Source organism: Klebsiella sp. K-3 (assembly GCF_051207495.1).
In the GTDB taxonomy this organism is placed as follows: domain Bacteria; phylum Pseudomonadota; class Gammaproteobacteria; order Enterobacterales; family Enterobacteriaceae; genus Klebsiella; species Klebsiella aerogenes.
In genome coordinates, this window is record NZ_JBPNXF010000016.1 from 35,594 (window position 1) to 49,848 (window position 14,255).

Annotated in this window: 13 protein-coding genes and 4 tRNA genes; 12 read left to right on the plus strand and 5 right to left on the minus strand. The window is 56.8% G+C overall.

Annotation, left to right across the window (positions count from 1 at the left end; translation table 11 throughout):
- The first annotated feature begins 6 nt into the window (after positions 1-6).
- From wecG to ACSEMK_RS21910, 6 genes are all read left to right on the plus strand, one after another.
- The gene (gene wecG, locus ACSEMK_RS21885) at positions 7-747 is read left to right on the plus strand and encodes a lipopolysaccharide N-acetylmannosaminouronosyltransferase (protein ID WP_430915458.1); all 741 of its coding nucleotides are present in this window, start codon (positions 7-9) and stop codon (positions 745-747) included.
- Between the two features lie 205 nt (positions 748-952).
- A complete protein-coding gene (thrP, locus tag ACSEMK_RS21890) occupies positions 953-2,338 on the plus strand; it encodes a bifunctional threonine/serine APC transporter ThrP (protein WP_087858704.1) in 1,386 nt (461 codons plus the stop codon).
- Between the two features lie 102 nt (positions 2,339-2,440).
- A tRNA-Arg gene (locus tag ACSEMK_RS21895) sits at positions 2,441-2,517 on the plus strand.
- 55 nt (positions 2,518-2,572) lie between these two features.
- Positions 2,573-2,648 (plus strand) — tRNA-His (locus tag ACSEMK_RS21900).
- A gap of 22 nt (positions 2,649-2,670) precedes the next feature.
- Positions 2,671-2,757: transfer RNA gene (locus tag ACSEMK_RS21905), tRNA-Leu, on the plus strand.
- A gap of 42 nt (positions 2,758-2,799) precedes the next feature.
- Positions 2,800-2,876 (plus strand) — tRNA-Pro (locus tag ACSEMK_RS21910).
- A 466-nt stretch (positions 2,877-3,342) separates the two neighbouring features.
- On the opposite strand, the gene hemY is transcribed toward ACSEMK_RS21910, so the two are convergent.
- Genes hemY through hemC form a run of 4 tightly spaced genes read right to left on the minus strand, consistent with a single transcriptional unit; the run spans position 3,343 to position 7,415 of the window.
- Positions 3,343-4,539, minus strand: a complete 1,197-nt coding sequence (gene hemY / locus ACSEMK_RS21915) for a protoheme IX biogenesis protein HemY (protein WP_430915459.1) — start codon at positions 4,537-4,539, stop codon at positions 3,343-3,345.
- Positions 4,540-4,542: 3 nt separating this feature from the next.
- Entirely contained in the window at positions 4,543-5,715 is a 1,173-nt protein-coding gene (hemX, locus tag ACSEMK_RS21920; RefSeq protein WP_430915460.1) for a uroporphyrinogen-III C-methyltransferase, read from the minus strand.
- 21 nt (positions 5,716-5,736) lie between these two features.
- The gene (gene hemD, locus ACSEMK_RS21925; protein WP_430915461.1) at positions 5,737-6,477 is read right to left on the minus strand and encodes a uroporphyrinogen-III synthase; all 741 of its coding nucleotides are present in this window, start codon (positions 6,475-6,477) and stop codon (positions 5,737-5,739) included.
- On the minus strand, positions 6,474-7,415 hold the full coding sequence (gene hemC / locus ACSEMK_RS21930; protein ID WP_032715387.1) for a hydroxymethylbilane synthase: 942 nt from the start codon (positions 7,413-7,415) through the stop codon (positions 6,474-6,476). The genes hemD and hemC overlap by 4 nt, the downstream gene beginning before the upstream one ends.
- Positions 7,416-7,765: 350 nt before the next feature.
- Here hemC and cyaA point away from each other — a divergent pair, with 350 nt between their 5' ends.
- Entirely contained in the window at positions 7,766-10,318 is a 2,553-nt protein-coding gene (cyaA, locus tag ACSEMK_RS21935; protein WP_015368868.1) for a class I adenylate cyclase, read from the plus strand.
- Positions 10,319-10,366: 48 nt separating this feature from the next.
- Here the strand turns inward: cyaA and cyaY are convergent, their stop codons facing one another.
- Positions 10,367-10,687, minus strand: a complete 321-nt coding sequence (gene cyaY / locus ACSEMK_RS21940; RefSeq protein WP_015368867.1) for an iron donor protein CyaY — start codon at positions 10,685-10,687, stop codon at positions 10,367-10,369.
- A gap of 146 nt (positions 10,688-10,833) precedes the next feature.
- On the opposite strand from cyaY, the gene lptM reads away from it, so the two are divergent.
- Genes lptM through yigB form a run of 5 tightly spaced genes read left to right on the plus strand, consistent with a single transcriptional unit; the run spans position 10,834 to position 14,216 of the window.
- Positions 10,834-11,037: an LPS translocon maturation chaperone LptM gene (gene lptM, locus ACSEMK_RS21945; RefSeq protein WP_020077593.1), complete on the plus strand. Its 204-nt coding sequence runs from the start codon at positions 10,834-10,836 to the stop codon at positions 11,035-11,037.
- Between the two features lie 35 nt (positions 11,038-11,072).
- On the plus strand, positions 11,073-11,897 hold the full coding sequence (dapF, locus tag ACSEMK_RS21950) for a diaminopimelate epimerase (protein ID WP_015703982.1): 825 nt from the start codon (positions 11,073-11,075) through the stop codon (positions 11,895-11,897).
- Positions 11,894-12,601 carry a DUF484 domain-containing protein gene (locus tag ACSEMK_RS21955; protein ID WP_015368864.1) on the plus strand — a complete coding sequence of 236 codons (708 nt, stop codon included), beginning with the start codon at positions 11,894-11,896 and terminating at the stop codon, positions 12,599-12,601. Before dapF ends, ACSEMK_RS21955 begins: the two co-directional genes overlap by 4 nt.
- On the plus strand, positions 12,598-13,500 hold the full coding sequence (xerC, locus tag ACSEMK_RS21960; protein ID WP_113374972.1) for a tyrosine recombinase XerC: 903 nt from the start codon (positions 12,598-12,600) through the stop codon (positions 13,498-13,500). Before ACSEMK_RS21955 ends, xerC begins: the two co-directional genes overlap by 4 nt.
- Complete coding sequence (yigB, locus tag ACSEMK_RS21965; RefSeq protein WP_430915462.1) at positions 13,500-14,216, plus strand: 5-amino-6-(5-phospho-D-ribitylamino)uracil phosphatase YigB; 717 nt, start codon at positions 13,500-13,502, stop codon at positions 14,214-14,216. The genes xerC and yigB overlap by 1 nt, the downstream gene beginning before the upstream one ends.
- Positions 14,217-14,255 lie beyond the last annotated feature (39 nt).

Genomic DNA, 14,255 nt, shown 5'->3' on the forward strand with positions numbered 1-14,255 from the left:
ATGAACATGACTGATAACACTTCCGCGCCGCAGTATGCGCTGCGAGGGCTGCAGCTTATTGGTTGGCGCGACATGCAGCATGCGCTCAACTATCTCTTCGCCGACGGCGAACTGCGTCAGGGAACGCTGGTTGCGATCAACGCCGAAAAAATGCTGGCGGTAGAAGATAACCCGGAAGTGCGAGCGCTGATTGAGGCCGCCGAGTTTAAATATGCCGACGGCATCAGCGTCGTGCGCTCATTACGCAAAAAATATCCGCAGGCTGAGGTGTCGCGCGTTGCCGGCGCCGATCTGTGGGAAGCCTTAATGGAGCGCGCCGGGGCGCAGGGAACGCCGGTGTTTCTGATTGGCGGTAAGCCCGAGGTGCTGGCGGAGACGCAAGCAAAGCTGCGTGAGCGCTGGAAGGTGAATATCGTCGGCAGTCAGGACGGCTATTTTTCCGCCGATCAGCGCCAGCAGCTGTTTGAGCGGGTACGCGACAGCGGGGCGAAAATTGTCACCGTCGCGATGGGATCGCCGCGCCAGGAAATTCTGATGCGCGACTGCCGACTGGTGTATTCCGCAGCGCTGTATATGGGCGTTGGCGGCACTTATGACGTCTTTACCGGCCACGTACACCGAGCGCCCAAATTCTGGCAGAACCTGGGGCTGGAGTGGTTCTATCGCCTGCTCCTGCAGCCGAGCCGCATTAAAAGACAGTTCCGTTTACTGCGCTATTTACGTTGGCATTATTCCGGCAAGCTCTGATATTCCACTGCAACCAGAAGAGATTGCATACATATTCTGTGTAATCTCTTCACTCGCCTGATACTTTATTTGCCATTTCCGTAAAATTAATTAACCATTCGCATGCTTCAAACGCGTGGGGGAGACCTGCGCGTCGGCAAGGCTATGGTTTCAATTAATAACAATAACCGGCAGTACCCGGAATACAGCAAACACAAGAGGCTTTATGACTGAGAAAAAAGCGGAACTCCAGCGTGGACTGGAGGCCCGACATATTGAGCTAATCGCGCTAGGCGGGACGATTGGCGTAGGGTTATTTATGGGGGCGGCAAGTACGCTGAAGTGGGCCGGTCCGTCCGTCCTGCTGGCGTATATTATCGCCGGTTTATTTGTCTTCTTTATCATGCGTTCGATGGGCGAAATGTTGTTCCTCGAACCGGTAACCGGCTCGTTCGCCGTTTACGCACACCGTTATATGAGCCCGTTCTTCGGCTATCTCACGGCCTGGTCATACTGGTTTATGTGGATGGCGGTGGGGATATCTGAGATCACCGCCATTGGAGTATATGTGCAGTTCTGGTTCCCGGAGATGGCGCAGTGGATCCCGGCGCTGATTGCCGTCGGGCTGGTCGCGCTAGCGAACCTGGCGGCAGTACGTCTTTACGGTGAGATCGAGTTCTGGTTTGCAATGATTAAAGTCACCACCATTATCGTGATGATTGTCATCGGCCTGGGCGTTATCTTCTTTGGCTTCGGCAATGGCGGACAGTCGATCGGTTTTGGCAACCTGACCGAACACGGCGGCTTCTTCGCCGGCGGCTGGAAAGGCTTCCTGACGGCGCTGTGTATTGTCGTCGCCTCTTATCAGGGCGTTGAACTTATCGGTATCACCGCCGGAGAAGCGAAAAACCCGCAAGTCACGCTGCGTAGCGCGGTGGGCAAAGTGCTTTGGCGTATCCTGATTTTCTATGTGGGGGCGATTTTCGTTATCGTGACTATCTTCCCTTGGAACCAGATTGGCTCGACTGGAAGCCCGTTCGTCCTCACCTTCGCCAAAATCGGCATTACCGCGGCGGCGGGGATTATCAACTTCGTGGTGCTGACCGCAGCGCTGTCAGGGTGCAACAGCGGGATGTATAGCTGTGGGCGTATGCTGTACGCGCTGGCGCGCAACCGCCAGCTACCGGCGGCAATGGCCAAAGTGTCGCGTCAGGGCGTACCGGTAGCGGGCGTCGCGCTATCGATCGTGATTCTGCTCATCGGTTCGTGCCTGAACTACATTATTCCTAACCCGCAGCGCGTGTTTGTCTATGTTTATAGCGCCAGCGTATTGCCGGGGATGGTGCCGTGGTTTGTGATCCTGATTAGCCAGCTGCGTTTCCGTCGCGAGCATCAGCAGGCGATGGCCAGCCATCCGTTCCGTTCGCTGTTGTTCCCGTGGGCGAACTATTTGACGATGGCATTCCTCGTTTGTGTGCTAATCGGCATGGGAATTAACGATGAAACCCGGATGTCGCTCTTTGTCGGAATTATTTTCCTCGCCCTGGTGACCCTTATTTATAAGGTTTTCGGCCTCGGCAAGCGGGGAAATCTCGATAAAACGGCGGAATAAGCGCCAAAGCGCACAAACTGTGAGCAAATAGAAATTTTATTTAAAAAGGCACTAGACAGGGGGGGGGGAAGTCCGTATTATCCACCCCCGCAACGGCGCTAAGCGCCCGTAGCTCAGCTGGATAGAGCGCTGCCCTCCGGAGGCAGAGGTCTCAGGTTCGAATCCTGTCGGGCGCACCATTTACCCGGTGCTGGAGCTGCGGTGGTTTTAATACCGCGTAAAAGAATTGTTGTGGTGGCTATAGCTCAGTTGGTAGAGCCCTGGATTGTGATTCCAGTTGTCGTGGGTTCGAATCCCATTAGCCACCCCATTATTTGATAGAGTTGTGAATTGCGAAGGTGGCGGAATTGGTAGACGCGCTAGCTTCAGGTGTTAGTGTTCTTACGGACGTGGGGGTTCAAGTCCCCCCCCTCGCACCACGACTTTAAAGAATTGAACTAAAAATTCAAAAAGCAGTATTTCGGCGAGTAGCGCAGCTTGGTAGCGCAACTGGTTTGGGACCAGTGGGTCGGAGGTTCGAATCCTCTCTCGCCGACCAATTTTGAACCCCGCTTCGGCGGGGTTTTTTGTTTTCCGGATTTGCTCAATCATCTTTTATCCCGCTGATCTTCCTCGTAAAAAATAGTTTCTATCTCTGCGAATTATTGTCCGGAATTGTCCCAAATGATTGCTGCGATAGATGCAATCTCGCTGGATCCTGTGCGATAATAACCGGGTAGATGCTCATTCCATCTCTTATGTTCGCCTTCGTGCCTCATAAACTCGGGAATGATGCAGAGCCGTACTTACGGTGCTTATCGTCCACTGATAGATGTCGCATTTTATATGTCTCATCAAACACCATGGACATAACGTTGAGTGAAGCACCCAATTTGTTGTCAAACAGACCTGTTTTAACGCCTGCCCTGATTTCAGTGCAGGCGTTTTTTTCTTTCAGGGGAAGGTTATCTTTTCGCGAGAGAAGGGCGCTATCGCCTCGAACGAGGCGATAGCGTTATCGTGAATTACTGCTGAGGGTTATTGTGCAGCGTCAACAGCAGGCCGTCACGACGCATGGTCGCCGCTTCTTCCGGCTGATGCAGGCGGTCCAGCGCATCGGCAAGCCACGCGTAATCAAAGGCATCCGGACGCTGCTTAAGCGCGGCGCGGAAGGCGATACTGGCCTCCTGCCATTCACCGTGACGCATCAGCGACTGGCCCAGGGTGCTCCACAGCAGCGGACGGTCGCCGACGGCTTTGATCTGCTGGCGCAGCACTTTCTCCAGTTGCTCCGGATTATTGGTCTTCAGTCGCGGGATCGGCATGACCAGGCGGTCGTCATACTGTTTCTTCAGACCATCGATAATAATCTGCTGGGCGGTATCGTGATCGTCGCTCTCGATAAGGCGTTCGGCCATTGCCACCTGCAGCGGTATCAGCGCGCGCGTTTTACGGCTCTGGTTGCGCCACCATTCGCGTAGCCCTTCGCTACCGCCGTCGGCCAGCGTTTTGTCCATCAGGCCAATCCACGCCAGCTGTTCCAGCGCGGCGCGGTGCTCTTCATCCCCCACGTTGGCTTTCGCCATGGATGGAATGATGTCCAGCAGTGAATTCCACGCGCCGGTGCGGGTATAGGCCTGCTCGGCAAGACGCAGCACCTCCGGATGACGCGGGGTCACTTCCAGCAGCTTATCGATGCCGTGACGAGCGGCGTGGTTTTCGTTCCGCGCCAGCTGTAGGCGCACGCGGGTAATTTCGACCGGGATGAGATCGTCGCCGGCCAGTTCGGCGGCGCGCTCAAGGTGCTGATTGGCGCGAGCTTCATCGCCGCGCTGTTGGGCCGCTTCCGCCGCTAACAGATAGTTCACGACCGGTTGTTCGGCGTGATCGGCATTTTTCGCCATCAGCTTTTCAACCTGTTGGTAATCGCCTTCCGCCAGTTTCAGCAGCGCTTGCTCGGTTTGCTTACGCGCGCGGCGGCGCTTACGGCCGACGAACCAGCCGCGCGTGTGCGCGCCGGTACGGAAAATGCGGCGCAGAAGCCACTCGATAGCGAACAGTACCACCATTGCGAGGATCAGGATGATCACAAGGCCCGTCACGCTGGTTTCGATATTGTAGTTATCGGTCTGGATCAGAACGTAGCCCTGGTGGCCCGCGATCATCGGGCCGACGACGATCCCGGCGATCAGCAGTGCGAAAAGCAGGAGAATTTTCAGCATCGGTTATTCTCCTTGCGGCGCAGGGGCTGGCGCGGTCGCTGCTGGCGCTGGCGCCGGAGCGGCTGCCGCAGGCTGGGCCATCAAATTACGCACCCGGGTTTGCATCAGCTTTTCCAGCAGGCTCTGGCTCTGCAGCGTTTCCGGCACGCTCATGGTGATACTCTGCTGACTGAGCTTATCCACCTCTTCAAGGAAAGCCTTGGTGGTGGCGTCTTCAGCATCGTAATAGGCGCGTACCCAGGTGGAGACGTTTTCCAGCGCCTGCTTATAGGTTTCTTCCTGATGACGCGGCACCGCCTGCGCGGCAACCAGCAGACGAGAGCGGATATTTTCGCGCAGATAGACATCCTGATTTGGCGCTAACAGCGGCACCGCCGTTTCGTCGCGGCGACGTATGGTAATAAAGCTATCCATAAAGTTCTGCCAGCTTTTCTGCAGGTTAACGCGCCATTCGCCGATGGAGCTGGAGAGCTCATCGCTGTCGGCATCCATCGGGGAATCATCGTCGTTATTATCAGCCAGACGCAGATTGTCGATTTGGTTCGCCAGCTGGTTAACCTTGAGGATAATGCCGTCGTAATCGACCTGGCTTACCGCCGACAGCGAAGCGATGTCATCGGTGATGGCGCGGCGCGCGCCGATAAGGCTTGGGTCGTTCATGTCGGCGAGGCTGGCATCGGCGCTTTTCAGCAGTGCGGCGGCGGTCGTCACATCCTGATCGCTCCACAGCTTACGTCCCGCCAGCTTAACCAGGAAATCAGCCTGCGCCAGCAGCCAGGTTTTGGCGTCGCTGCCGGAAATCACGGCAACTTTTTGCTGTAGCTCATCAAGCTGTTTCGTCAGGGTTTCCTGTTCGCGTTTGGCTTCGCTCAGCCGATCGGCCTGCTGTTTGATAATGCCTTCCAGCTCGCTCTTCTGGCTGTCCTGCGCTTTTTGCAGCGCCGCGAGCTGGCTTGCTAATTCAGAGCTGGTTTCGTTTTGCCGAGTAACCTGTTGCTTATTTAAGCCATACAGGCCAATACCGGCGGCGAGGGCGATAGCGATAGCAATCGCGCTGAGCGCCAGGCTGGTTTTGTTGCCGGCCTTTTTCTTCTCGTTGTTTTCTGGCTGTGGCGTGGTTTCCACGGCCTCCCTGGTCTCTTCAACCACGGCGGATTGATTTTGTTGTTCCGTCATTATGGCTTCCAATGTTGAGAGTTATTGTAATGCGCGTAGCAGCGCATCGTTGTCGGCGTTATCGGCAACCTGAATATCCTGCCAGCCCAATTCCCGGGCCTGAAGGGCCAGACGTTCGCTGACAACGACAAGGCTACAGTGCAGCAGCCACTGTTCGCGATACCACTGGGGTATTAACGACCACAGCTGCTGCAGCATCTCGCCGCTGGTGACCACCAGCGTAGTGACTCCACGAGATTGCCAGCGCATAGCCTCTTCCGCACCATCATAGTACTTCGCACAACGTTGATAACATTCACAAAATGTTACTTCGGCGCCGCGTTCACGCAGCGTGTCGCCTAATAATTCCCGCCCGCCGTTGCCGCGCAGAATCAGGGCTTTCTTGCCCGCAATGTTTTGTAATTCAGGTAATTGTAGCAAGACTTCGCTGATTTCCCGATCTAACGGGTAACGGATATTTTTACCACTGACCGTATGCAGGGCCAGCGCGGTGGTGCGGCCTATCGAGAAATAGGCCGGGTCGGAGGGCCAGCGTTGGCTCTCCTTCAGCAGACGGGCATGGGCGAATTCCACTGCATGCTGCGACAGCGCAAACAACAAATCGTCCGCGCCTAATGCCGCCAGCTGGCGCGGGAGCGCTGCCAGTTCTCGACCCGGCGTGAATTCAATCAGCGGAAAGCTCCAGGCCACGCGTCCCAGCGCGCGCAGGCGGCTGACTAACTCTTCACCTTGCGGTAGCGGACGAGTGACCAGGATGCTCATCGTGGGGCTTCTCCATCATAGACCGCCGCGAGGATGTCGCGGGCGCCGTTATCCAGTAGCTCTTCCGCCAGCGAAACGCCGAGCGCCTCTGCCTCTTCCGGCCGCCCGCGACGTTCGCCGCGCACGACCCGCGACCCATCCGGCGCGCCTACCAGCGCCCGTAGCCACAGCTCACCATCACGCAGTTCGGCATAGCTGCCAATCGGCACCTGACAACCGCCTTCGAGACGGGTGTTCATCGCCCGCTCGGCACGTACGCGCACGGCGGTTTCCGTATGGTTAAGCGGCGCTAATAGCGCTTTGGTCCATTCATCGTCAAGGCGGCATTCGATACCCACCGCGCCCTGGCCGACGGCCGGCAGAGATTGTTCAGGCGAGAGCGGCTGGCGAATACGCGCTTCCAGTTTCAGGCGTTTCAGCCCGGCGGCGGCAAGGATAATAGCGTCATACTCGCCGTTATCGAGTTTGCCTAATCGCGTGCCGACGTTGCCGCGTAGCGAGCGAATCACCAGATCGGGGCGCTCTGCCGCCAACTGGCACTGGCGACGTAAACTTGACGTGCCAACGATGCTGCCAGCCGGCAGCGCGTCAATTGAGGCATAGTGATTGGAAACAAAGGCGTCGCGCGGATCTTCACGTTCGCAGATGGTGACCAATCCCAGGCCTTCAGGGAATTCGACCGGGACATCTTTCATCGAATGGACGGCAATATCGGCGCGCCCCTCAATCATGGCGAGCTCTAACTCTTTTACAAATAAGCCCTTGCCGCCCACTTTCGCCAGCGGGGTATCAAGGAGCACGTCGCCGCGGGTGACCATGGGCACCAGCTCAACGGAAAGCCCCGGATGACAGGACTCCAGACGCTCTTTCACATAATGTGCCTGCCATAGCGCAAGCGGGCTTTGCCGTGTGGCAATTCTCAAAACTTTGTCTAACATGCTTGTTACCGTCATTGTCGACCATGAGCCATCCTAACATTGTTGCTTTAGGGATGTTAGTTTCGCGGTTAATGTGGGATGCTGGCATGATGACCTTTAGCGTTTCATGCGGATGCGGTTGCCGCAAGCGTAGTGGGGAATTTACACCCGGCAAACGGTGCTACACTTGTATGTAGCGCATCTTTCTTTACGGTCAATCAGCAAGGTGTTAAATTGATCACGTTTTAAACCATTTGTCAGCCAGCAGTTCATCACAACCACACCGATGACGAATGGTGACGGTTCTTGTTGAAATACTGAAATCCTCCGTACTATTGTACGTCGGATTTTTGAACATCAGGCGATATGTCTTGTACCTCTATATTGAGACACTGAAACAGAGACTGGATGCCATCAATCAATTGCGCGTGGATCGCGCGCTTGCTGCCATGGGACCCGCTTTCCAGCAGGTTTACAGTCTTCTGCCGACATTACTACATTATCATCACCCGCTGATGCCGGGTTACCTTGACGGTAACGTTCCCCGCGGCATTTGCCTCTACACGCCTGATGAAACCCAACGCCACTATCTTGACGAACTCGAACTGCATCGCGGCCTGCTAACGCAGGAACCGCCGAAAGGCGAACTGCCGATTACCGGCGTCTATTCGATGGGCAGTACCTCTTCCGTTGGGCAAAGCTGCTCTTCCGATCTGGATATCTGGGTATGCCATCAGGCCTGGCTGGATAACGAAGAACGCCAACTGCTGCAGCGTAAATGCAGCCTGCTTGAAAGCTGGGCGGCGTCGCTCGGCGTCGAGGTCAGTTTCTTCCTGATCGACGAAAACCGCTTCCGCCATAACGAAAGCGGCAGCCTGGGCGGCGAAGACTGTGGTTCGACCCAGCATATTTTGTTGCTCGATGAATTTTACCGCACCGCCGTGCGTCTTGCCGGGAAACGTATTCTGTGGAATATGGTGCCGGGCGATGAAGAAGATCATTACGATGATTACGTGATGGGGCTGTATGCCCAGGGCGTGCTGACGCCAAACGAATGGCTCGATCTCGGCGGCCTCAGTTCGCTGTCGGCGGAAGAGTACTTCGGCGCCAGCCTGTGGCAGCTGTATAAAAGCATCGACTCCCCGTATAAAGCGGTGTTGAAAACGCTGCTGCTGGAAGCCTACTCCTGGGAATACCCCAACAACCGCCTGTTGGCGAAAGATATTAAACAGCGCCTGCACGATGGCGAGATTGTCTCATTCGGTCTCGACCCTTACTGCATGATGCTGGAGCGCGTAACCGCCTATCTGCAGGCTATCGAAGACGACACCCGTCTCGATCTGGTTCGTCGCTGCTTCTATTTGAAAGTCTGTGAAAAACTCAGCCGCGAGCGCGCCTGCGTGGGCTGGCGTCGTGAAGTCGTCAGCCAGCTGGTGAAAGAGTGGGGCTGGGATGAAAAGCGTCTGATGATGCTTGATAACCGCGCTAACTGGAAAATCGATGAAGTGCGCAAAGCGCACAACGAACTGCTCGACGCGATGATGCAGAGCTATCGTAATCTGATCCGCTTCGCTCGGCGCAATAACCTTAGCGTCTCCGCCAGCCCGCAAGATATCGGCGTGCTGACGCGCAAGCTGTATGCGGCCTTTGAAGCGCTGCCGGGCAAGGTCACCCTGGTGAACCCGCAAATTTCACCGGACCTGTCGGAGCCGAATCTGACCTTTATCCACGTGCCGCCGGGCCGCGCCAACCGTACCGGTTGGTATCTGTATAACCGCGCGCCGGATATGGAATCGATTATCAGCCATCAGCCGCTGGAATATAACCGTTATCTTAATAAGCTGGTGGCCTGGGCCTGGTTTAACGGCCTGCTGACCTCACGCACCCGTCTGTTTATTAAGGGCAACGGTATCGTCGATTTGCCGAAGCTGCAGGAGATGGTGGCCGACGTGTCGCACCACTTCCCGCTGCGCCTGCCGGCGCCGACGCCAAAAGCGCTGTACAGCCCGTGCGAAATTCGCCACCTGGCGATTATCGTCAACCTCGAATATGACCCGACGGCGGCTTTCCGCAATCAGGTGGTGCATTTCGACTTCCGTAAGCTCGATGTTTTCAGCTTCGGCGAAGAGCAAAAATGCCTGATTGGCAGCGTCGACCTGCTGTATCGCAACTCGTGGAACGAAGTGCGCACGCTGCACTTTAACGGCGAGCAGGCGATGATCGAAGCGCTGAAGACTATTCTCGGCAAAATGCATCAGGATGCCGCGCCGCCGGATAGCGTGGAGGTGTTCTGCTATAGCCAGCATCTGCGTGGCCTTATCCGCACCCGCGTGCAGCAGATGGTCTCCGAGTGCATCGAACTGCGCCTCTCTAGTACCCGTCAGGACACCGGGCGCTTCAAAGCGCTGCGCGTCTCCGGCCAGACCTGGGGCCTGTTCTTCGAGCGCCTGAACGTTTCGGTGCAGAAGCTGGAAAACGCCATTGAGTTCTACGGCGCTATCTCGCACAACAAGCTCCACGGCCTGTCAGTACAGGTAGAAACCAATCACGTTAAGCTGCCGGCGGTGGTGGATGGCTTCGCCAGCGAAGGGATTATTCAATTCTTCTTTGAAGATGCGGATAACAATGACAGCGGCTTTAACATCTACATTCTCGACGAAAGCAACCGCGCCGAGGTCTATCACCACTGCGAAGGCAGCAAAGAAGAGCTGGTGCGCGACGTCAGCCGCTTCTACTCGTCATCGCACGATCGCTTCACCTACGGCTCAAGCTTCATTAACTTCAACCTGCCGCAGTTCTATCAGATAGTCGAAGTTGACGGACGCACGCAGGTGATCCCGTTCCGCAGTCAGGCGATTGCCGCCGCGGTGCCGCCGGGCCAGGAAGCGGTCGCCTCACCGGTGCTGCAGCAGCGCTACTCGTAGATTTGCCCCGGATAAGGCGCGATGCGCCGCCATCCGGGAAAGACGTCATTAACGGAAGCTCACCGTCTCGCCGGCCTGATTGCTCGCCGCCTGCTCCAGCAGATCCCAGAAGCGTTCGCCGCTGCGATCGCAGATCCACTCGTCGCCTTGCAGATCGAAGTGATAGCCGCCTTGCTTGGTCGCCAGCCAGACCTGATGCAGCGGCTCCTGACGGTTAATAATGATCTTACTGCCATTTTCGAAGCTGATGGTCAGCACGCCGCCATTGATTTCGCAGTCGATATCGCTGTCGCCGTCCCAGTCGTCCAGACGTTCTTCGATGGTCATCCACAGGCTATCGGCCAGGCGATGGAATTCACTGTCGTTCATAGTTATATTCTGCTTTTTTGATTTTTGAAGATGGCCGCAGTATAGCGCGAAACAAAAGCGCGCGCAGTCAGATGCTAAACGCTTGCTTTTACGTCTTCTCCTGCGATGATAGAAAGCAGTAACGAATGAATCATGGGCAACTATCAATGAAAAACGTTTTACCCACGCTTGCCGTTCTGTTTGCAATCTTCAGCCTGACCGGCTGCGGTTTGAAAGGGCCGCTGTATTTCCCGCCGGCAGACAAAACTGCGCCGCCGCCGACCAAGCCGGTTAACCCAGGCATTCAGAGCGCGACGCCGGATCGTAACGATCGCGGCGATAATGGCGGTCCGACTCAGGTTAACTATTAACGATAACGTTCTGTTCCGCGCAATTGGAGTAGATAATGCAGTTCTCTAAAATGCATGGCCTCGGCAACGACTTCATGGTTGTTGATGCGGTAACGCAGAATGTTTTCTTCTCACCGGAGCTGATTCGTCGCCTGGCGGATCGGCATCTTGGCGTCGGCTTCGACCAGCTGTTGGTTGTCGAGCCGCCGTACGATCCCGATCTGGACTTCCACTACCGTATCTTCAATGCTGACGGTAGCGAAGTCTCGCAGTGCGGCAACGGCGCGCGCTGCTTCGCCCGCTTTGTCCGTTTAAAAGGCCTGACCAATAAACGTGATATCCGCGTGAGCACCGCCAACGGTCGTATGGTATTAAGCGTAACGGAAGATGATCTGGTGCGCGTTAACATGGGTGAGCCGAATTTCGAACCTTCTCAGGTCCCGTTCCGCGCCAACAAAGCGGAAAAGACCTATATTATGCGCGCGGCTGAACAGACAGTATTGTGCGGCGTCGTCTCAATGGGCAACCCGCACTGCGTGATTCAGGTCGATAACGTGGATACCGCTGCGGTGGAAACCCTCGGTCCGGTGATGGAAAGCCACGAACGTTTTCCGGAACGCGCCAATATCGGCTTTATGCAGGTAGTGGAACGCTCTCATATTCGTCTGCGCGTCTATGAACGCGGCGCAGGTGAAACGCAGGCCTGCGGCAGCGGCGCCTGTGCGGCGGTGGCGGTCGGTATCCAACAAGGATTACTCGCCGAAGAGGTACGCGTGGAATTGCCAGGCGGGCGTCTCGACATCGCCTGGAAAGGTCCGGGTCAACCGTTGTATATGACTGGCCCGGCGGCACACGTCTACGACGGATTTATTCATCTATGAAACAGATCGGGGAAGAACAGCAGGAACTCGCCACAGCGCTCGACGACAGCGCGGTAGTAGATTATCTGCTGCAAAATCCTGAGTTCTTTATTCGTAATGCGGCGCAGGTAGAGCATATCCGCGTCCCGCATCCGGTGCGTGGCACCATCTCGCTGGTCGAGTGGCATATGCTGCGGGCGCGTAACCATATCAACGTGTTGGAAGAGAACATGACGCTGCTGATGGAACAGGCGACGGCCAATCAAAGCCTGTTTCAGCGCCTGTTCCATCTGCAGACGCGTCTGGCGTCCGCCGATAGCCTGGATGAAATGCTCAACCGCTTTCATCGTTGGGCGCGCGAGCTGGGCCTGGCAGGTGCGACGGTGCGCCTGTTTCCGGACAGCTGGCATCTCGGCGCGCCGTCTAAATTCACCCATCTGGCGTTGAGCCGGCAGGCGTTCGAACCCATTCGTATCCAGCGGCTGGGCCAGGCTCGTCACTATCTTGGGCCGCTGAATGGGCCAGAGCTGCTGGTGGTGCTGCCGGATGCGAAAGCTATCGGCTCGGTGGCGATGTCGCTACTGGGCGATGATGACGCGCCGGGGGTGATGTTTTTCAGCAGCCGCGATCCGCAGCATTATCAGCAAGGCCAGGGGACGCAGCTACTGCAGGAGATCGCCCGTATGCTGCCCGGCCTGCTGGAGCGCTGGATTGAACGCGCATGAGCCACTCCCCGCTATTATCCTGCGTCGATCGCTTTCTGCGCTATCTCGGCGTTGAGCGCCAGCTTAGCCCCATTACGCTCACGAATTACCAGCGTCAGTTAGAAGCGCTGATCGCGCTGGCGGAGGATGCCGGGGTGACAAGCTGGCAGCAGTGCGATGCCGCTCAGGTTCGTAGCTTTGCCGTGCGTAGCCGCCGCGCGGGCTTAGGGCCGGCGAGCCTGGCGCTGCGGCTTTCCGCCCTGCGCAGCTTTTTCGACTGGATGGTCAGCCAGGGCGAGCTGGCCGCTAACCCGGCGAAGGGGATTGCGGCGCCGAAGATCCCCCGCCATTTGCCGAAAAATATCGACGTTGATGATGTGAATCGGCTGCTGGATATCGACCTCAACGACCCGCTCGCGGTGCGCGACCGGGCGATGCTGGAAGTGATGTACGGCGCGGGGCTGCGTCTTTCTGAGTTAGTTAACCTTGATATTAAGCACCTTGATCTTGAGTCAGGGGAAGTGTGGGTGATGGGGAAAGGCAGCAAAGAGCGCCGCCTGCCAATTGGACGCAACGCGGTGGCGTGGATCGAACACTGGCTGGATTTGCGCGGCCTGTTCGGCGGCGATGACGACGCGCTGTTTTTGTCGAAGCTGGGTAAGCGCATTTCAGCGCGCAACGTGCAGAAGCGGTTTGCCGAGTGGGGCATAAAGCAGGGGCTCAATAGCCACGTGCATCCGCATAAGCTGCGGCACTCCTTCGCGACGCATATGCTGGAGTCGAGCGGCGATCTGCGCGGCGTGCAGGAGCTGCTGGGGCATGCCAATCTCTCCACCACCCAAATCTATACCCATCTCGATTTTCAACACCTTGCCTCGGTGTACGATGCCGCGCATCCGCGCGCTAAACGGGGGAAATAATGCGTTTTTACCGACCTCTGGGCCCGATCTCCGCGCTGACGTTCGACCTGGATGACACCCTTTACGATAACCGTCCGGTGATTGACCGGACGATGCAGGAATCGCTGACGTTTGTGCGCAATTACCATCCGGCGCTGAGCCAGTTTGATGCCCATGCGCTTAGTCAGCTGCGACAAACGCTATTGTCCTCAGAACCTGAGATTTATCATGATGTCACCGTCTGGCGCCACCGCGCGCTGGAGTTAGGGATGCGTAACGCCGGGCTCTCCGCCGCCGAGGCGAAAGCCGGCGCCGATGCGGCGATGGAAAACTTCGCCCACTGGCGCAGCCGCGTCGATGTGCCGCAGGAGACGCACGATACGCTGGCGAAGCTGGCGCAGAAATGGCCGCTGGTGGCTATCACCAACGGTAACGCCCAGCCGGAACTGTTCGGCCTGAACGACTATTTCCGTTTCGTGCTGCGCGCGGGTCCGGATGGCCGCTCCAAGCCGTTTGCCGATATGTACCATCTGGCGGCGGAGCGTCTGGATTTGCCGCTCGGGCGGATTCTGCACGTCGGCGATGATCTGACCACCGACGTAGCTGGCGCAATTCGCTGTGGAATGCAGGCCTGCTGGATCAAGCCGCAGGACGCCTCGCTGATGAAAACCGCCGATAGCCGCCTGCTGCCGCATATTGAAATTTCACGGTTGGCATCTCTGACCTCGCTGATATAATCACCAGTAACTCTGTATATATTAACAGGGGTTCGTGGA

Coding starts and splice junctions, on each gene's coding strand:
- hemY (WP_430915459.1), bottom strand. CDS start 4,539: ATGCTGAAAATTCTCCTGCTTTTCGCACTGCTGATCGCCGGGATCGTC.
- dapF (WP_015703982.1), top strand. CDS start 11,073: ATGCAGTTCTCTAAAATGCATGGCCTCGGCAACGACTTCATGGTTGTT.
- hemX (WP_430915460.1), bottom strand. CDS start 5,715: ATGACGGAACAACAAAATCAATCCGCCGTGGTTGAAGAGACCAGGGAG.
- thrP (WP_087858704.1), top strand. CDS start 953: ATGACTGAGAAAAAAGCGGAACTCCAGCGTGGACTGGAGGCCCGACAT.
- wecG (WP_430915458.1), top strand. CDS start 7: ATGACTGATAACACTTCCGCGCCGCAGTATGCGCTGCGAGGGCTGCAG.
- hemD (WP_430915461.1), bottom strand. CDS start 6,477: ATGAGCATCCTGGTCACTCGTCCGCTACCGCAAGGTGAAGAGTTAGTC.
- cyaY (WP_015368867.1), bottom strand. CDS start 10,687: ATGAACGACAGTGAATTCCATCGCCTGGCCGATAGCCTGTGGATGACC.
- ACSEMK_RS21955 (WP_015368864.1), top strand. CDS start 11,894: ATGAAACAGATCGGGGAAGAACAGCAGGAACTCGCCACAGCGCTCGAC.
- xerC (WP_113374972.1), top strand. CDS start 12,598: ATGAGCCACTCCCCGCTATTATCCTGCGTCGATCGCTTTCTGCGCTAT.
- hemC (WP_032715387.1), bottom strand. CDS start 7,415: ATGTTAGACAAAGTTTTGAGAATTGCCACACGGCAAAGCCCGCTTGCG.
- lptM (WP_020077593.1), top strand. CDS start 10,834: ATGAAAAACGTTTTACCCACGCTTGCCGTTCTGTTTGCAATCTTCAGC.
- yigB (WP_430915462.1), top strand. CDS start 13,500: ATGCGTTTTTACCGACCTCTGGGCCCGATCTCCGCGCTGACGTTCGAC.